The sequence below is a fragment of the Yersinia mollaretii ATCC 43969 genome (assembly GCF_013282725.1).
Lineage (GTDB): Bacteria > Pseudomonadota > Gammaproteobacteria > Enterobacterales > Enterobacteriaceae > Yersinia > Yersinia mollaretii.
Genome location: NZ_CP054043.1, coordinates 3810732 through 3826509, shown reverse-complemented (window position 1 = coordinate 3826509; position 15778 = coordinate 3810732). Strand labels below are relative to the sequence as shown.

The following is a 15778-nucleotide window of genomic DNA, read 5'->3' as shown; positions in this document are numbered from 1 at the left end:
TAATCGGATGCCGCTTATTTGTCGGGCAGTAGGCTCCGCATTCTGCTATTGGCAATACTGTTTTAAGACTTCTTGCTGGCTGGGTAAGCGTTTGTAGAGATAAACGGGCCGTCCGGTCGCCCCGTAAAGAACCTTGGTGCTGAGGACTTCAGTATCTGAAAGATAGATCAGGTATTTGCGACAAGAAACCCGCGAAATGCCAATGGCATTCGCCATCTGCTCCGTAGAAAACTCCCCGTCCTGCATCTCTTGAATCCATTCACATACCGTACGCAGTGTCTGCGATGTCAGACCCTTAGGTAACTTTTTACGCTCGGCGGGTATCACATTGCTGCGCCGCAGTAATGAGTCCACATCCTCTTGCGCACAATACTCACGTTGATCCAGCAAGCTCTTTTTTTCACGGTAAGTGGAAAGTGCCTCTTCAAAACGTGAAAACTGGAAAGGCTTAATTAAGTAATCGACGACACCATATTGCAGCGCTTTTTTAATGGTATTCACATCAGTCGCTGATGAAATGACAATCACATCTGTCTGCACGCTGAATTCACGCAACACTGGCAACAAATCCAATCCATTGTCCTGACGCATAAAAACATCCAACAGCACCAGATCAATTGGCTGCTCTGCTGCCATTAAGTATTCTCTGGCTTGCTGCAAGCTGGAAACTGAACCGCAACAGTTGAAACCGGCGACTTGGTTCAGATAACACTTATTGAGTTCAGCCACCATGGCATCATCATCCACTATTAATACATTAATCATGATTTACCGCGCTGATGTTGTTTGAAGAGATATTGCTAAAAGTCATATTGTTATGAGATGTCATATTATTAAGGGTAATGTCGTAGGGAAGGCTGATAAAGAACTGTGTAAAAACACCGGCTTCAGAATCAAACTCAATATCGCCACCAATACTCTCTAAACTCTGGCGTACCAGACTTAAACCTATGCCGTGTTCATTTCCTTTGGTGGAGAAACCGTTATCAAAAATACGATCTTGCAGTTCAGCTGATATGCCCGGCCCATCATCACTGACGACACAATGCACCCGGCCATTTTGGTAATGAAAACTGACATTGATCTCTCGTTGACTCTGACTTCCAATAGCCTCCATGGCATTCTCAATCAAATTGCCTAACACGGTGATTAAGGTGGTGGTCACTTGTTCATTATCCGTATCCGGCAATAAGCTATCGTCGCTGATGGATAATGTGATACCTAGATCCCGAGCACGATTAATTTTTCCTAACAGGAAACCTGCAATTACGGGTGATTTTATTTTGCGCAGCAGAGAGCCGATCTCCGCCTGATAATTATTCGATGTTTTAACGATGTAATCTTCGAGTTGTTGATAATACTTCATGTGTAGTAGACCGAGAATCACATGAAGTTTATTCATAAATTCATGTGATTGCGCCCGTAAAGCATCAGCGTAATGCACCATGCCAGTCAGGCGTTGCATCAGTTGGCTCACTTCAGTTTTATCACGGAAGGTGGCAATGGCGCCGATAACATTCCCTTTCACCATCACCGGGACGGTATTGGTCAGTAATATGCTGCCATTAAAATTTATCTCTTCATCACGGCGGGCAATGCCGGTTTCCAGAACCTGCTGTAAGTACAAGCGCACCGGCCAATATTTACTGGCATTGCTCAGTAATAAATTCTCCATTGGCCCACTTTGTTTAAATAGACGCTTGGCTTCATGGTTCACTACAGTAATGCGAGAGTCGGCATCAACAGCAATGACGCCCTCCTTAATGGACTGCAGCATGGCGTTACGCTGTTCAAATAAATTCGATATTTCGTAGGGTTCGAAGCCCAACATAATTCGCTTCAGCGCTTTAACTAAAAACCAAGTTCCCAGCGAACCAATCAGAGCACCAAATAAGATGGTCCACGGGATTGTCCAACGGGTTTCATTGACCACCGAATCAATGCTGGTCAGAGAAATCCCAATCGCTACCACGCCAATTTGTTTACCCTGTGGCGCATAGACAGGAATAAAAATACGTAATGCCCTCGCCAATACACCACGGTTTATCGCGCTGTTCTCTTTACCCTGCAATGCCGGCAGCAGATCATTGCCGATAAAATGCTGACCGATCATTTCAGGATTGGGATGTGAATAACGGATGCCTTCCATATTGGTAATGACAATAAAGAGCAGGTCATTGGCTTTCTGTACTTCGCTGGTATAAGCCTGAATCTTCTGTCCGGCCACCGGGTCGGTTAAGCCGTTAATGATCGTGGGAGAGAAAGATAAGGCCCGTGCGACGGCGACGGCTTTGTTTTGCAAACTCTCTTGCGCCATCTGGCTGAGCTGAATGAAAAATAGCGTGTGAACCACGAATAACACAGAAATAATCACCGCAGAAACCATCAGAGTAATTGAGGTGCTAAGCCGTAACGGCACTTTTTGCTTTCCTGCCGATGTTGCGTTGTTCATGCCATGCTCCAGAGACACCGGCCTGCGTGATTCTCAGACGTCCAGATTGATGAAATGGGTGTAGTACCAAAAAACAGCGAACCCAATCAGTGAGCTGATAAAATTACCCTATAGTTTACGCTGTTTAGTGATTAGGATGCTAAGACTTGGGATTACTTTAGCTACATAACGATTTATATAGTTAATCAAATTTCACCCTTCAGGCACCGACAGATCACGATGAAGAGTCAGGTGTGATCACTCTGTTCAGCAATGTTAGTTCGTCGGGTCTAGCAACCCGAATCAACCTCCGAGGGTGAGGTTCAAGGGGTATCATCTTCATTGCTGGTTAAGTTAGCTTGCTGACTGGGCAGGGCATTCAATTATCTGTATTAATTTTAACGACAAGCTGACATTAACTATTTAGGTTGACGATGTGCCACTTTTATTAATATTAGTCATTAAAGGCAAACTTCATCCCTTTGTTGCGTAGTTATATCAGATTATTGCTAACAGACATGCGAATCTGCTGCTGATAATTAAATGCATGGCTACCAATTTTTTCATCCCTCATCGTTAATGTCATGATTCTGCAACAGTCTCGATATTTTTTTCTCTGCTCAATAACAATCAAATTATTGAAAACAAGTGATATACAGCTTTCTTAACCTAGGATATCTTACTCTAAGAATTTCATGATTAATTGATAAAGCCAAGACTCAAAGAAGCTTCAATTGATTATTATCATTTCCTATGAGTCAAAATGAAGGAACTATTTCCGTCGCTTAAAATAAGTTAAAGAGACAAAAGAAAGACAGAATAATAAACGGAAGTTAAACAAGAGATAACTATATGCCTACAGATGATAGCAAGAATGGAATTATCGACTACGTATCAACCGGACATCTGCCGGATCCAGACACGGTAGTTAAACTGGTACAAGAAGCCCATCAACGATTTGGCACAGATACGGAAGGTGTGGTTTCAACCGTTTACCCCGCATTGGAGCGTATTCCACCGAATCTCTTTGGTGTATGCATGGTCGGCACTAACGGTAAAGTGCATTCAGCCGGCGATGTAGACTATGAATTCACCATCATGAGTGTCTCTAAACCGTTTGTTTTTGCATTAGTTTGTCAGGCTATTGGGGCGAAAGCCGCTCGCGAAAAACTGGGCGTTAACAGCACTGGGATGGCATTTAACTCTGTCACGGCGATTGAACGCGCACCCGATGGACGCACTAACCCAATGGTGAACTCCGGTGCGATTGCTACCACCAGTTTAGTGCCGGGCGCCACCAGTGATGAACAGTGGAAATTCATTTATGACGGTTTGTGCCGCTTTGCCGGGCGTGAGCTGACACTGAATGAAGAAGTGTATCAATCCGCCTGTGAAACCAACTTCCGCAATCGTGGCATTGCCAATGTGCTGCAAGGCTATGGGCGTCTGGGCTGTGATCCGCTGATTGCCACCGACTTATATACCCGCCAATGTTCACTGAATGTCAGCGCCCGAGATCTCGCTGTGATGGGCGCAACATTGGCTGATGGCGGTGTTAACCCACTGACCCGTGAGCGGGTGGTGGATAACGATGTATGTCATTACGCATTAGCCGTCATGGTCACCGCTGGGTTGTACGAAACCTCGGGTGACTGGCTGTATGACATCGGTCTGCCCGGTAAAAGCGGGATTGGTGGTGGGATTGTGACAGTGTCACCAGGTAAAGGTGGCTTGGGGACCTTTGCGCCATTACTGGATGCTGCGGGTAACAGTGTCAAAGGGCAACTGGCTGCCCGATTCTTATCACGTCGTCTTGGGATGGACATGTTTGTTTCTGAGCCTTACACCGACAAGGGTTGAGCCTCGGCATCTGGGCATTGCTCTGAAAATCGATCGTTTCAAAAACTGAGCGGCGTCAAAAGTCGAATGGTTCTGAAAACAAGAATAATATGTCAAAAGGATAGAGAAATTTATGGCGAATCAATCAACTCACCGCGCGGGTGCGGAAGTTAAAGAGTCCTGGGTGCCGATGATCACCATCGCATTGGCCCAGATTTTAATGTCATTCAACGTGGCCTCTCTGCCGGTTGCCTTGGGTGGAATGGTCAAAAGTTTTAATGTGCCACCCACCACGATTGCCACCGCTATCGTGATGTACTCACTGTCAGTGGCCGGTTTCGTGATGTTGGGTGCCAAACTCAACCAGCGCTTTGGGCCATTGGTGGTATTTCGCAGCACCGTTTTGCTGTTCGGTATCGCGCAGGTCATGATGACATTCAGTCCGAATGTCACCGTGATGATCAGTGCACAGGCATTAAGCGGTCTGGCCGGTGCGGCCTTGGTGCCAGCCTTGGTGGCACTGATTGCTGAAAACTATCGTGGTACGCAACAAGCGACGGCGCTCGGTGCATTGGGTTCTGCCCGTGCCGGTGCGGGTGTGGCGGCGTTTTTGATCGGCGGTATTCTTGGGACTTATATCGGCTGGCGTCCGGCGTTCGGTATTTTGATTGTGTTGTCGGCAGTTATCTTTGTACTGAGCTTCCGCCTGAAAGCAGATAAAGGCCGTCCAGAAGTGGGCATTGATATTATCGGTGTGATTCTGGCGGCTTCGGCCATTATTTTGCTGTCATTCGGCTTTAATAACCTGAATCGCTGGGGCTTCGGCTTAGTGCGTGACGGTGCGCCATTTGATCTGCTGGGCTTCTCACCTGCGCCATTTATGATTGTACTGGGTATTGTGCTGGGTCAGGCATTTGTGGTCTGGACGCGTCGCCGCCAAGAACAAGGCAAGACGCCGTTACTGGCACTGGAAGTGATCACCTCACCCACGGAGAAAGCGGCCGTGTTCGCCATGTTCGCCGTGGTCGCACTGGAAGCAATGCTGAACTTCTCGGTTCCGCTGTACATCCAAATCGTGCAGGGCAGCACCCCAATGGCCACGGCCATTGCCATGATGCCGTTTAACTTGTCTGTCTTCTTCTCTGCCATGCTGATTGTCCGCTTCTATAAGAAACTGACACCCCGCAAGATCGGCCGTTATGGCTTTATCACCTGTACCATCGCCCTGTTGTGGCTGGCATTTGTGGTGCGCAATAACTGGAGTGAGTTCGCGGTATTGATTGGTCTGGTGATCTTCGGTCTGGCTCAGGGTGCATTGGTCACCTTGCTGTTCAACGTGTTGGTCAGTGCGTCACCAAAAGAACTGGCAGGCGATGTTGGCTCACTACGTGGTACGACAAACAACTTGGCCAACGCCATCGGTACTGCGGTCGCCGGTGCTTTGCTGGTGGGCTTGTTAAGTGCCAACGTGATGCGCGGTGTGGCTGAAACGCCAATTCTGACGCCAGAGATTCAGGCTCAGGTCAATATGGACAGCATCAACTTCGTCAGTAATGACCGCCTACAAGGTGTGTTAGCGCAGACGACTGCGACCCCTGAACAGGTAGCGGAAGCGGTGCGAGTCAACGAAGAAGCCCGTTTACGTGCGCTGAAATTTGGCTTGCTGATTATGGCGCTGTTATCACTGCTGGCTATCTTCCCTGCGGGTCGCTTGCCGGACTATCTGCCCGGTGAATTGCCAGCGGATAATCTGGACCCTAAAGCCAGTAAATAAGCAGTGGTATTGCGAGTAAAAGCATCATAAAAAAGAGTGACAGTGTGCGATGAAAATGGCCGCTGTCACTCATCTATCTACATTATCCTAATAAGATCAATCGATTACCGCTTATCCGCATAGCCACTCATTCGCATCGTCTCAGCCACCACAGTAATCGCCGAAAACTGCAAATGATGCATAAATTCGCGCAGAATCAGCAGGCGGGCCGCAAACTCATTATCTGCCGGAATCCCTTCAGAGGCGGCAGGTCTGCCCATCATCACGGCGGCCAACCTATCAAACATTCGCTCCACTGACTCCAGTGACATCCGAGTTTCAGACTGCAAGGGCAAACCGGCAAGCAGGGCAATCTCCGCAATATTAGGGTCAGTGGTAAAGAGTTGCGAAGCTCTATTCACCGCAGGACTGATACGGATAACTTCATCTTCGACCACCATAATGGCGGTTTCCATCTCATCTGGGGTTGGCGGATTGTGCCTGAAGTAGGTGCGAGCGGTATTGATTGCGCCGACCGTGAGCTGCTGTGTAACTACTGCATCGTCGGCGTCAGAGGTTATGACGGCGGTCGATTCATCGCCAATATGCAATAGTGTAATCAATGTGTTATCGCTGAGGGCTGAACGGATAACGTCATAATCTGTCTGAATGGTATTCATTATCGAATCACCTAAATAAGTGTCGTTATTCGGTTAAACCGTGCGGAACCACCAGATTGCCACGGAAAACTTGTGGATTTACATGCTTACCCGTGCGGGCATCAATTAAGTCGACAACTTTTCTGGCCAGTGTTTCCAGCGAATACTCAATGGCAGGCACCGCGGGAACTCCCGGTAATTGCACCGAACCATCCAGACTGAAAACCATCACTTTATCCGGCACGGTGCGCTTGAAGAGATGTAACAGGGCAATGGCTTTCTGGGCTTCAATCTCATCCATCACTAGCAGGGCATTAAATTGCACGCCATTGTTCAACAGTGTCTGCAACGCCTCGGAAGAGGAGAGAACATTGCCCATCACCAGACTACGGTTGTAGGGGATCAGGTAATTTTCCAGCGCCCGCTGGTAACCCAACAGTGTCTGCTCCGCGACTGTCCCCGAAGCATGATTTAACAGCGCAATATGCCGACGGCCCTGACTGACCAGATAGTGGCAGGCGGTTTCTGCCGCGAATGAGTGGTCGAATAAAATACTGTTAGGGGTTGAGGATTCAAGGCAATCAATCATGATGGTTTTCTCATCGGGTGGCGGCAGCGGAAAGCGTGCACCGATGATGATAATGGCATCGCACAGGCCATTGGCCAGCTCTGTCACGGCGTTGGCAACCCCGACACTGTTGTCCGCAAAACGCAGTAATAAGTGCTTTTGATGCTGACTAAACTGCTTTTCTAAGGCGAACAGATAACTGGTTGTTTGCTGAATGTGTTCAGTGGCACAAATCACTCCGACACAACCTGTTGACTGCGCGGTCAGAAATTGCGCGATCACATTCGGCTTATAGTTAAGGGTTTCGACCGCTTTCATTACTGCCAGACGGCTCTCTTCCTTGACACCGCGTGACCCGCTCAACACCCGAGACACAGTGGCTTTAGATACGTTGGCTAACCGCGATACATCATTAATAGTCGACATAACTTCACTCCACTTTATCTGATCAATGGCCAGAGGGCCTGATCAGTTCCTTTTATCCTTGGTTCCAATCTAACTCTGCCCATTCTATACCCTGATTGCCATGACGGAAACCGTTGTCACCAGAAAGTATCCAGTAAAACATTGATTCTTGCTTAGCTTTTTGTGACCTCTTTCACAACTGCATATCTTTCAGTAAGTAAATATTTGAGCGCGCTCTCATATCTCTTCTGTTTGGATGGAAACCGGTTTCCATTTTGTTTCCAATGAGGCTCAATATGACAAGATGACGTGAGGCTATAGGTAATGAAAAAAATAATGCTGTGCTGCTCAGCCGGGATGTCCACCAGTATGCTAGTGAAAAAAATGCTGGCTGAAGCAGCGACCCGTGGACTGGAGGTTCAGATTGATGCTTTTGGTGCCAGCGAGTTTAACGAGCAATTCAGCCACTATCAGGTTGTGCTGTTAGGGCCGCAGGTGAAATACATGCAACGGGATTTGGCAGCAACGGCTGAGCCTTTGGGAATTCCGGTGATGACCATCGACATGATGGATTACGGCATGCAACGCGGTGATAAGGTTCTCGACTTCGCCTTATCTCTTATTAATGCAGTGAAATAAAAGGTATCTGCAATGAGTTCTCTTTACCAAACAATGGTTGGGATGATTGAGCAAACCATCACGCCGCTGGCCGGGCGGATAGGGCAACAAAAGTACATTATCGCGATCCGCGACGGTTTTACCTCGGCACTGCCGTTTATGATCATCGGTTCGTTTATGCTGGTCTTTATCTTCCCGCCATTTTCTGCTGACACCACTTGGGGTTTTGCTCGGGCGTGGTTGAATTTCTCCAGCACCTATCGCAATGAACTGATGCTGCCGTTTAATCTCAGCATGGGGGTTATGACCTTCTTTATCTCGGTCGGGATTGGCGCCAGTCTGGGTCGGCAATACAAGCTTGACCCGATCATGACTGGCCTGCTGGCATTGATGTCATTCTTGCTGGTGGCGGCTCCTTATGCCGACGGCCATATCTCAACCCAATACTTCTCCGGCCAAGGAATTTTTACCGCCATTATTACTGCGGTGTACTCCACTGAATTATATGCATTTTTAAAGCGCCATAACATTACCATCCGTCTACCCAAAGAGGTGCCGACCGGTGTGGCGCGCTCCTTTGAAATCCTGATTCCTGTGGTGGCCGTGGTCGCGACTCTGCACCCACTCAATTTATTTATCGAATCATCCACTGGAATGATTATTCCAGAAGCCATCATGCATTTGTTGGCTCCTTTGGTTTCAGCTTCAGATTCACTGCCGGCTATTTTGCTGTCGGTATTGCTCTGCCAAATATTGTGGTTTGCCGGTATTCATGGCGCGTTGATTGTCACCGGTATCATGAACCCGTTCTGGATGACCAACTTGGCACTGAATCAGGCGGCATTAGCGGCGGGTGCACCTCTGCCCCACATCTACTTGCAAGGTTTTTGGGATCACTACTTACTGATTGGCGGCGTCGGTTCAACATTACCGCTGGCCTTCCTGCTACTGCGCAGCAAAGCCATTCACTTGCGAACGATTGGCAAGATGGGCATTGTGCCGAGCTTCTTTAATATCAACGAGCCGATTCTATTTGGCGCACCAATCATCATGAACCCGGTCTTCTTCCTGCCCTTTATCTTTGTTCCGATGATCAATGCCACTTTGGCTTATATCGCAACCAAGTTGGGCTGGATTGCACAAGTTGTGTCATTAACACCCTGGACCACACCTGCACCTATTGGTGCCTCTTGGGCGGCAAACTGGGCCTTTAGCCCGGTGGTGATGTGCTTGTTATGTATGGTGTTCTCTGCGGTGATGTACTACCCCTTCCTCAAAGCTTATGAGCGCAGCCTGCTGAAAGCTGACGAAGAAAAAGAGCAACAACAGAGCTTTGCTGAAGCCGCTGAAACTCGCTAAACCCTGATTAGATTGATTTTTACGGAGAGTAAGATGAAGTATCAATTTCCACGTGATTTCTGGTGGGGCAGTGCCAGCTCCGCGCCGCAAACTGAAGGTGAGAGCCTAAGTGGTGGCAAAAGTGCGACTATTTGGGACACTTGGTATGCAAAGCAGCCAGGCCGTTTTCATCAGCAAATCGGACCACAGCAGACCTCGACATTTTATCAACACTGGCAGCAAGATATCGCGTTGCTGAAACAGTTAAATCACAATAGCTTCCGCACCTCAATTTCTTGGGCGCGTCTGATGCCCAAAGGGCGGGGTGAAGTCAACCCAGAGGCCGTGGATTTCTACAATGGCGTGATTGATGAGTTGTTGGCGCAGGGGATAACCCCGTTTATCAATTTGTTCCATTTTGATATGCCCACTGTGATGCAAGAACAGGGGGGCTGGGAAAGTCGCTATGTGGTTGACGCCTATGCCGAATATGCGGATACCTGCTTCCGTTTGTTTGGTGATCGGGTGCAACACTGGTTTACCTTCAATGAGCCTATCGTGCCCGTTGAAGGCGGTTATCTGTATGATTTCCATTACCCCAATGTGGTGGATTTCAAGCGCGCGGCCACGGTGGCCTATCACACGGTGTTGGCCCATGCTTTAGCGGTAAAAAAATACCGTCAGCGCGAATTAGGGGGCGAAATTGGTATTATTTTAAATCTGACACCCTCCTATCCCCGCTCCGAGAATCCGGCGGATATCAAAGCAGCCAACATTGCGGATTTACTGTTTAACCGCAGCTTCCTTGACCCCGTATTACGCGGTGAATATCCGACTGAACTGGTCGCATTGCTTAAAGATTACGATCAATTACCTGAGTGCCAGCCCGGAGACAGCGCATTAATCCTTGAGGGCAAAGTAGATTTACTCGGCATCAATTATTATCAGCCGCGTAGAATAAAGTGTCGCGATAGCAGGGTTAATCCTGATGCGCCATTTATGCCGGAGTGGTTGTTTGATTATTATCAGATGCCCGGCTGCAAAATGAATCCGCACCGAGGTTGGGAAATTTATGAACCCGGTATTTACGACATCCTGACCAACCTACGTGAAAATTACGATAATCCGCGCTGCTTTATTTCAGAAAATGGCATGGGCGTTGAAAACGAACAACGTTTTAGCCAGAACGGGCAGATTAATGATGATTATCGTATTGAGTTTGTCTCTGAACATTTAAAATGGGTTCACCGCGCATTAGCGGAAGGAAGCCACTGCCTGGGCTATCATATGTGGACGTTTATTGATAACTGGTCATGGTGCAATGCGTACAAAAACCGTTATGGTTTCATCCAGTTAGATTTAAAAACGCAACAACGCATCGTGAAAAAAAGTGGTGAATGGTTCGCGGCAACGGCTGACAATCAAGGCTTTGATGAGGTAGAGAAAAATGATTGATCTGGAAGAGGCCGTCATGGAGATTATCGTCAATGCCGGTCAGGCCAGAAGCTTGTGCTTTGAAGCCCTGCGCGCTGCCCGTGAAGGGGATTTCACTCAGGCTCATGCACTGTTAGCGGAGTCTGATGGCTTTACAAAAGCGGCGCATCGTATGCAAACCAAGCTGATTGAACAAGATGCGGGTGAAGCCAAAACACCCATGACGCTCATTATGGTCCATGCTCAGGATCACTTAATGACATCGCTATTAGCCCGTGAATTAACCAATGAATTAGTATTACTCTATCAGCGAGGATAATTCATTCCTCGCTGATAAATATCATAAAATTAAATAAAAATAGTTTAACTATTTCGTAGAGGTCAAATATGAATATTTAATCATGGCGTGCCATTTTCCAATTAATGCTTCTGGATATGACAATAAATAATAAAACAAATATTAACTCTTTAAAATCGGGTGGGCAGAGTGTTGCCCTCATTCTAAGAAAGTATTTTTACTTTACATTATCCTAAATAGAGATGGTCAATATGAACAAGTTTATTCTGGTTGGACTTACCAGTCTTTTATCATTGCCTGCGTTAGCTGAAGTTACTTGGGAAACCCCTCAAGGAAATCTTAAATTATATGGTGATGTTGAAATTAATATGGATGCCGCCAGCAAAAGCGGGCAACTCACCTCATTGCGTACCAGTGCAAATAAAGACTGGAAAGCAGGTAGCAGAGAACAATGGGATATTAATGGACGAATTCTTATTGGTCTGGATGGTTATCGCCGCCTGAATAATGGTAACTTTGCCGGCTTCACGGTGCAGCCATTAGCTGATGTTGGCGGTAGCATGAACCTTGATGATGCGGCATTCTTCTTTGGCCATGAAAAAGATTGGAAAGTGAAAGTGGGTCGCTTTGAAGCTTACGATATGTTCCCACTGAATCAGGATACCTTTGTCCAGCACTCAGGGAACACTGCGAATGATCTATACAGTGACGGTTATGGCTACATCTATATGATGAAAGAGGGGCGTGGACGCAGCAATAATGGCGGCAACTTCCTGGTGAGCAAATATCTGGGCAACTGGTATTTTGAAGTTAACACCATCTTAAAAGATGGCACCACACTGTTTGCCAATAATACCTACCATGGCAATACGTTGGAAAACGAAAAAAATGTGGCTTATGTTCGCCCTGTTATTTCGTGGAAACAAGACAGCCTTTCTGCCGCGATTGCGATGGAAAGTAACGTCATCAGTAACGCCTATGGCTATCGGGATGACCAAGGCATATGGCAGGATCAGTCTAAACGTAATGGTTATGGTGCCACCTTCACCTTTAATAATCAGGATAAAGATCCCGAGAATGGTATTGTTGCCAACCTGAGTTCAGCTTATATGGATGCCACCAATGAGAAAAACTTCAGTGCAGGTGCCAATATTTTATGGCGAAACTTTGAAGTTGGTTATATTTTCGCACATAACGATATCGAATATTTCAACAGTGCGAATGCCGGTGTTATTACGTCAGGAATATTAACTTCACCAGATAAATATGATGTCCACACCATTCATACCTCATATAAAATCGCTAATGTTATGGATATGAATAACTTTAATTTATACCTTGGTGCCTACTGGTCTAAATTGGAGGTCGCTGAAAATAATAAAGTAGTCAATGGCGACAATGATGATCGTTATGGTGTTCGTGCCAGATTCAAATATTTCTTCTGATGTAATATCAGTTATTGGATAAATGAACATTATCAATTAACCATTTAACTCAGATTATATTTTTAATGAAATAAACGCCTGTCTGCGGATTTAGGTTACCTTCACCTGTGGTATTTCCGCAGCAGGCGAGCATTTTTTCTTCTTATACTCCATTTCAACAAATGGCTAAGAGCCATCCAGCAAGGGGCTGTTTCCTGAACAAGAATTGCGGGGTGCTCCGCATTTCTAAACAAAACTTCAAGAGACTAAATATTTTTTGATGCGGATCAAGACACATTTCCTATCTTTAGTGGTAATGTTAATAAATCTCATTATCAACTTCATGTGCATCACTCATTATGCAAATTTGGCACAAATTTATTCTGCTTTGTTGCTGTTGGTGGCTCTCTAGCTCATTGGCTTGGGCTGCTGTGGATTACCCGCAACTGGTCAATGATATTCAATCCCGCCTTGATAAAACGTCTCAACTTTATCAACAACAGAACAATGATGAAGCCCGCACCACGGTGCAGATGGCCTATTTTGAACTGTTTGAAAATCTGGAAGGGCCGATTCGCATTAATATCTCTGCCCAAAAGAGTTATCAGATGGAAGCGGCTTTTGGTGAAATTCGCCGCATGATTGGCGAAGGGAGACCGCAAGCTGAGGTCGATAATAAGATCAACTGGCTCAAAAGTGAGTTGACAGGCGTGTTGCCCGTGCTGGCTGACGGTCACAAACTCACCGCCGAACAACAGCATGCCGCCTATGAAAACAGTGATATTGCAGTCTACTGGCAGCAGAGCTTCAAAATCATTGATGATCTGTTGGCGCAGGCCATCAGTGAATATCAGGCAGGCAATTTCGCGGCTGCCAGTCAAAGTGTGCAACAAGCACACTATCAGGGCTTTAAAAACTCTGAAATGGAAATGTCAGTGCGGGGAAATCGTTCTGCACAGGATGCCGCTGCGATTAACCAACAATTCACCGCATTAATTGATTTAACCAGCAAGCCCGACCAACTGACGGAAGTGGCTTATCGTGTCACGGGCTTGTTGCAAACCATTGAAGACATACTGCCGGGCTTACCTACAACCCGCGAACAGCAGCAAGTCACTGCCGATCAGCCCAATGCGGGGCAATCCTCTGCGAGTGGTGCTAATGCTGATGGGCAGGCCAACACGGATTGGGGTGTGGTTTCCGACAAAATAAATCAGGCGGTTACCGCCGCTATCGATGAGTACCAGAAAGGGCAGACCACACCTGCCATGATGGCAGTACAGGACGCCTATTTTGATCTGTTCGAAGCCAGTGGCATGGAGAACAAAATTGGCTCACGGGATGCGGCGTTTAAATCAACGCTAGAGGGCCATTTCACCCGCTTGGTCAGCTTTATGAAAGCGGGGCAGCCGGTCGAACAGTTGCAAGCTGAAGCTCTCGCTTTGCAGAAAGATCTCTCCAGTGCGGTTGAGATGTTAGGCGGAGGAGATGAAACCGACTGGAGTCTGTTTATCTACAGCCTGTTGATCATTGTGCGCGAAGGTTTGGAAGCCTTGCTGATTGTGGCGGCCATCGTCGCTTATCTGGTGAAAAACAACCATCAGGACAAACTGCCGCTGATTCGTCAATCGGTTGTGGTGGCATTAATTGCCAGCGTATTAACGGCCTTTGTCTTCCAGTGGCTGTTTGCCAACTCAGGGCAAAGCCGCGAATTGCTGGAAGGCTTCACCATGATGATTGCCGTGGTGATGCTGTTCTCCATGAGTTACTGGTTGCTTTCAAAAACTGAAGCACGCCAATGGAAAGCCTATCTCGAAGGGAAGTTCTCCAAATCACTCAGTAGCGGCTCAATGATAGGGCTATGGCTAACCAGCTTCTTGGCGGTATACCGCGAAGGGGCCGAAACCGTGCTGTTCTATCTGGCTCTGATGGGGGATGCCAGCACAACCAGCGGGCACTTGTCGATTTTGGCCGGTTTTGGCGTCGGCTGTGTGTTCTTGTTGGTGGCTTATCTGGTCATGCGCTTTACCGTGGTTAAATTGCCACTTAAGCCGTTCTTTATGTTTACCGGTGGCTTTATGTACCTGATGGCGTTTGTGTTCGCTGGGAAGAGTGTCCTTGAGCTGATTGAGGGCAAATTGTTTGAGCCGACACTGCTACCGGGCGTGCCTGAAATTAGTTGGTTGGGAATCTATCCATATCTGGAGACTTTGATTCCTCAAGGGATATTACTGATTGCTGCGCTGGTTGCCCTTTGGGTAATGCAACGGCGTGGTCGTGCTATCCCAGCATGATGGTCCGGCATGATGCCGGTGTGAATTACGACAATGTACTTATCATTTGATACCAGAGGGTGTGCTACATGACCATGAAGAAAACGATTATTGCCAGCAGTATCATTGCCAGCATTTTTGCAGCACCTGCTGCCTTTGCCTTTAAAGAGTATCCAGCCGGCGAACCTATCAAAATTAATGATATGGAAATTGCGGCGGTTTACTTACAGCCGATTGATATGGAACCTCGCGGTATGGGCTTGCCAGCAGCGAAGGCTGACATCCATCTGGAAGCGGATATCCATGCAACTGAAGGCAATAAAAATGGTTTCGGTGCCGGTGAATGGATGCCATACCTGACTATCGCTTACACCTTGGTGAACACCGATACTGGCGCGAAACAAGAAGGCACCTTTATGCCAATGGTTGCCAGCGATGGCCCACACTACGGTGCTAACATCAAAATGATGGGCGTGGGTAACTACAAAGTGACCTATCACATTAGTGAGCCATCCAAAGCAGGTTTGCATCGTCATACCGATAGCGAAACAGGTGTTGGTCGTTGGTGGAAGCCGTTTGATGTGAGCTACGACTTTAAATATACCGGTTTGAATTGATAGTCATAGCCGCGATGACTGATGCAGTGATCGCGGCTTTTTTTATTGATATCGGACGGTCAGGCAATTGTTGTTATCAGCGCCACATGAGGGGCTGATCAGTGATAACTGGCAGGTGTTG

Annotated in this window: 13 protein-coding genes; 9 read left to right on the top strand and 4 right to left on the bottom strand. The window is 47.2% G+C overall.

Annotated elements, in window-relative coordinates; genetic code table 11:
• Positions 1-45: 45 nt before the first annotated feature.
• On the bottom strand, positions 46-765 hold the full coding sequence (gene dcuR / locus HRD69_RS17085) for a two-component system response regulator DcuR (protein ID WP_032813231.1): 720 nt from the start codon (positions 763-765) through the stop codon (positions 46-48).
• Positions 758-2452 carry a sensor histidine kinase gene (locus HRD69_RS17080; protein ID WP_032813232.1) on the bottom strand — a complete coding sequence of 565 codons (1695 nt, stop codon included), beginning with the start codon at positions 2450-2452 and terminating at the stop codon, positions 758-760. The genes dcuR and HRD69_RS17080 overlap by 8 nt, the downstream gene beginning before the upstream one ends.
• A gap of 831 nt (positions 2453-3283) precedes the next feature.
• Here HRD69_RS17080 and glsA point away from each other — a divergent pair.
• Positions 3284-4291 carry a glutaminase A gene (gene glsA, locus HRD69_RS17075; protein WP_004873914.1) on the top strand — a complete coding sequence of 336 codons (1008 nt, stop codon included), beginning with the start codon at positions 3284-3286 and terminating at the stop codon, positions 4289-4291.
• 112 nt (positions 4292-4403) lie between these two features.
• Positions 4404-6044: an MFS transporter gene (locus tag HRD69_RS17070; protein ID WP_004873915.1), complete on the top strand. Its 1641-nt coding sequence runs from the start codon at positions 4404-4406 to the stop codon at positions 6042-6044.
• 104 nt (positions 6045-6148) lie between these two features.
• On the opposite strand, the gene HRD69_RS17065 is transcribed toward HRD69_RS17070, so the two are convergent.
• Positions 6149-6703: a hypothetical protein gene (locus tag HRD69_RS17065; RefSeq protein ID WP_004873916.1), complete on the bottom strand. Its 555-nt coding sequence runs from the start codon at positions 6701-6703 to the stop codon at positions 6149-6151.
• A 25-nt stretch (positions 6704-6728) separates the two neighbouring features.
• On the bottom strand, positions 6729-7676 hold the full coding sequence (locus HRD69_RS17060; protein ID WP_004873917.1) for a LacI family DNA-binding transcriptional regulator: 948 nt from the start codon (positions 7674-7676) through the stop codon (positions 6729-6731).
• Between the two features lie 303 nt (positions 7677-7979).
• Between HRD69_RS17060 and HRD69_RS17055 the strand changes: the two genes are divergently transcribed.
• From HRD69_RS17055 to HRD69_RS17025, 7 genes are all read left to right on the top strand, one after another.
• Positions 7980-8294 carry a PTS sugar transporter subunit IIB gene (locus tag HRD69_RS17055; protein ID WP_004873918.1) on the top strand — a complete coding sequence of 105 codons (315 nt, stop codon included), beginning with the start codon at positions 7980-7982 and terminating at the stop codon, positions 8292-8294.
• 12 nt (positions 8295-8306) lie between these two features.
• Positions 8307-9632: a PTS sugar transporter subunit IIC gene (locus HRD69_RS17050; protein ID WP_032813233.1), complete on the top strand. Its 1326-nt coding sequence runs from the start codon at positions 8307-8309 to the stop codon at positions 9630-9632.
• Between the two features lie 33 nt (positions 9633-9665).
• Positions 9666-11066 carry a glycoside hydrolase family 1 protein gene (locus HRD69_RS17045; protein WP_004873920.1) on the top strand — a complete coding sequence of 467 codons (1401 nt, stop codon included), beginning with the start codon at positions 9666-9668 and terminating at the stop codon, positions 11064-11066.
• On the top strand, positions 11059-11364 hold the full coding sequence (locus HRD69_RS17040) for a PTS lactose/cellobiose transporter subunit IIA (protein ID WP_019209713.1): 306 nt from the start codon (positions 11059-11061) through the stop codon (positions 11362-11364). The genes HRD69_RS17045 and HRD69_RS17040 overlap by 8 nt, the downstream gene beginning before the upstream one ends.
• Before the next feature lie 221 nt (positions 11365-11585).
• The gene (locus HRD69_RS17035) at positions 11586-12788 is read left to right on the top strand and encodes a carbohydrate porin (RefSeq protein WP_004873922.1); all 1203 of its coding nucleotides are present in this window, start codon (positions 11586-11588) and stop codon (positions 12786-12788) included.
• Positions 12789-13126: 338 nt separating this feature from the next.
• Positions 13127-15061 carry an FTR1 family iron permease gene (locus tag HRD69_RS17030; RefSeq protein ID WP_004873923.1) on the top strand — a complete coding sequence of 645 codons (1935 nt, stop codon included), beginning with the start codon at positions 13127-13129 and terminating at the stop codon, positions 15059-15061.
• Between the two features lie 68 nt (positions 15062-15129).
• Positions 15130-15657, top strand: a complete 528-nt coding sequence (locus HRD69_RS17025; RefSeq protein WP_004390794.1) for an iron transporter — start codon at positions 15130-15132, stop codon at positions 15655-15657.
• Positions 15658-15778 lie beyond the last annotated feature (121 nt).

Bases quoted from the DNA above. Each gene is read 5' to 3' on its own strand.
- glsA (WP_004873914.1), top strand. From the start codon at position 3,284: ATGCCTACAGATGATAGCAAGAATGGAATTATCGACTACGTATCAACC.
- dcuR (WP_032813231.1), bottom strand. From the start codon at position 765: ATGATTAATGTATTAATAGTGGATGATGATGCCATGGTGGCTGAACTC.
- HRD69_RS17040 (WP_019209713.1), top strand. From the start codon at position 11,059: ATGATTGATCTGGAAGAGGCCGTCATGGAGATTATCGTCAATGCCGGT.
- HRD69_RS17025 (WP_004390794.1), top strand. From the start codon at position 15,130: ATGACCATGAAGAAAACGATTATTGCCAGCAGTATCATTGCCAGCATT.
- HRD69_RS17070 (WP_004873915.1), top strand. From the start codon at position 4,404: ATGGCGAATCAATCAACTCACCGCGCGGGTGCGGAAGTTAAAGAGTCC.
- HRD69_RS17060 (WP_004873917.1), bottom strand. From the start codon at position 7,676: ATGTCGACTATTAATGATGTATCGCGGTTAGCCAACGTATCTAAAGCC.
- HRD69_RS17055 (WP_004873918.1), top strand. From the start codon at position 7,980: ATGAAAAAAATAATGCTGTGCTGCTCAGCCGGGATGTCCACCAGTATG.
- HRD69_RS17065 (WP_004873916.1), bottom strand. From the start codon at position 6,703: ATGAATACCATTCAGACAGATTATGACGTTATCCGTTCAGCCCTCAGC.
- HRD69_RS17045 (WP_004873920.1), top strand. From the start codon at position 9,666: ATGAAGTATCAATTTCCACGTGATTTCTGGTGGGGCAGTGCCAGCTCC.
- HRD69_RS17035 (WP_004873922.1), top strand. From the start codon at position 11,586: ATGGTCAATATGAACAAGTTTATTCTGGTTGGACTTACCAGTCTTTTA.
- HRD69_RS17080 (WP_032813232.1), bottom strand. From the start codon at position 2,452: ATGAACAACGCAACATCGGCAGGAAAGCAAAAAGTGCCGTTACGGCTT.
- HRD69_RS17030 (WP_004873923.1), top strand. From the start codon at position 13,127: ATGCAAATTTGGCACAAATTTATTCTGCTTTGTTGCTGTTGGTGGCTC.
- HRD69_RS17050 (WP_032813233.1), top strand. From the start codon at position 8,307: ATGAGTTCTCTTTACCAAACAATGGTTGGGATGATTGAGCAAACCATC.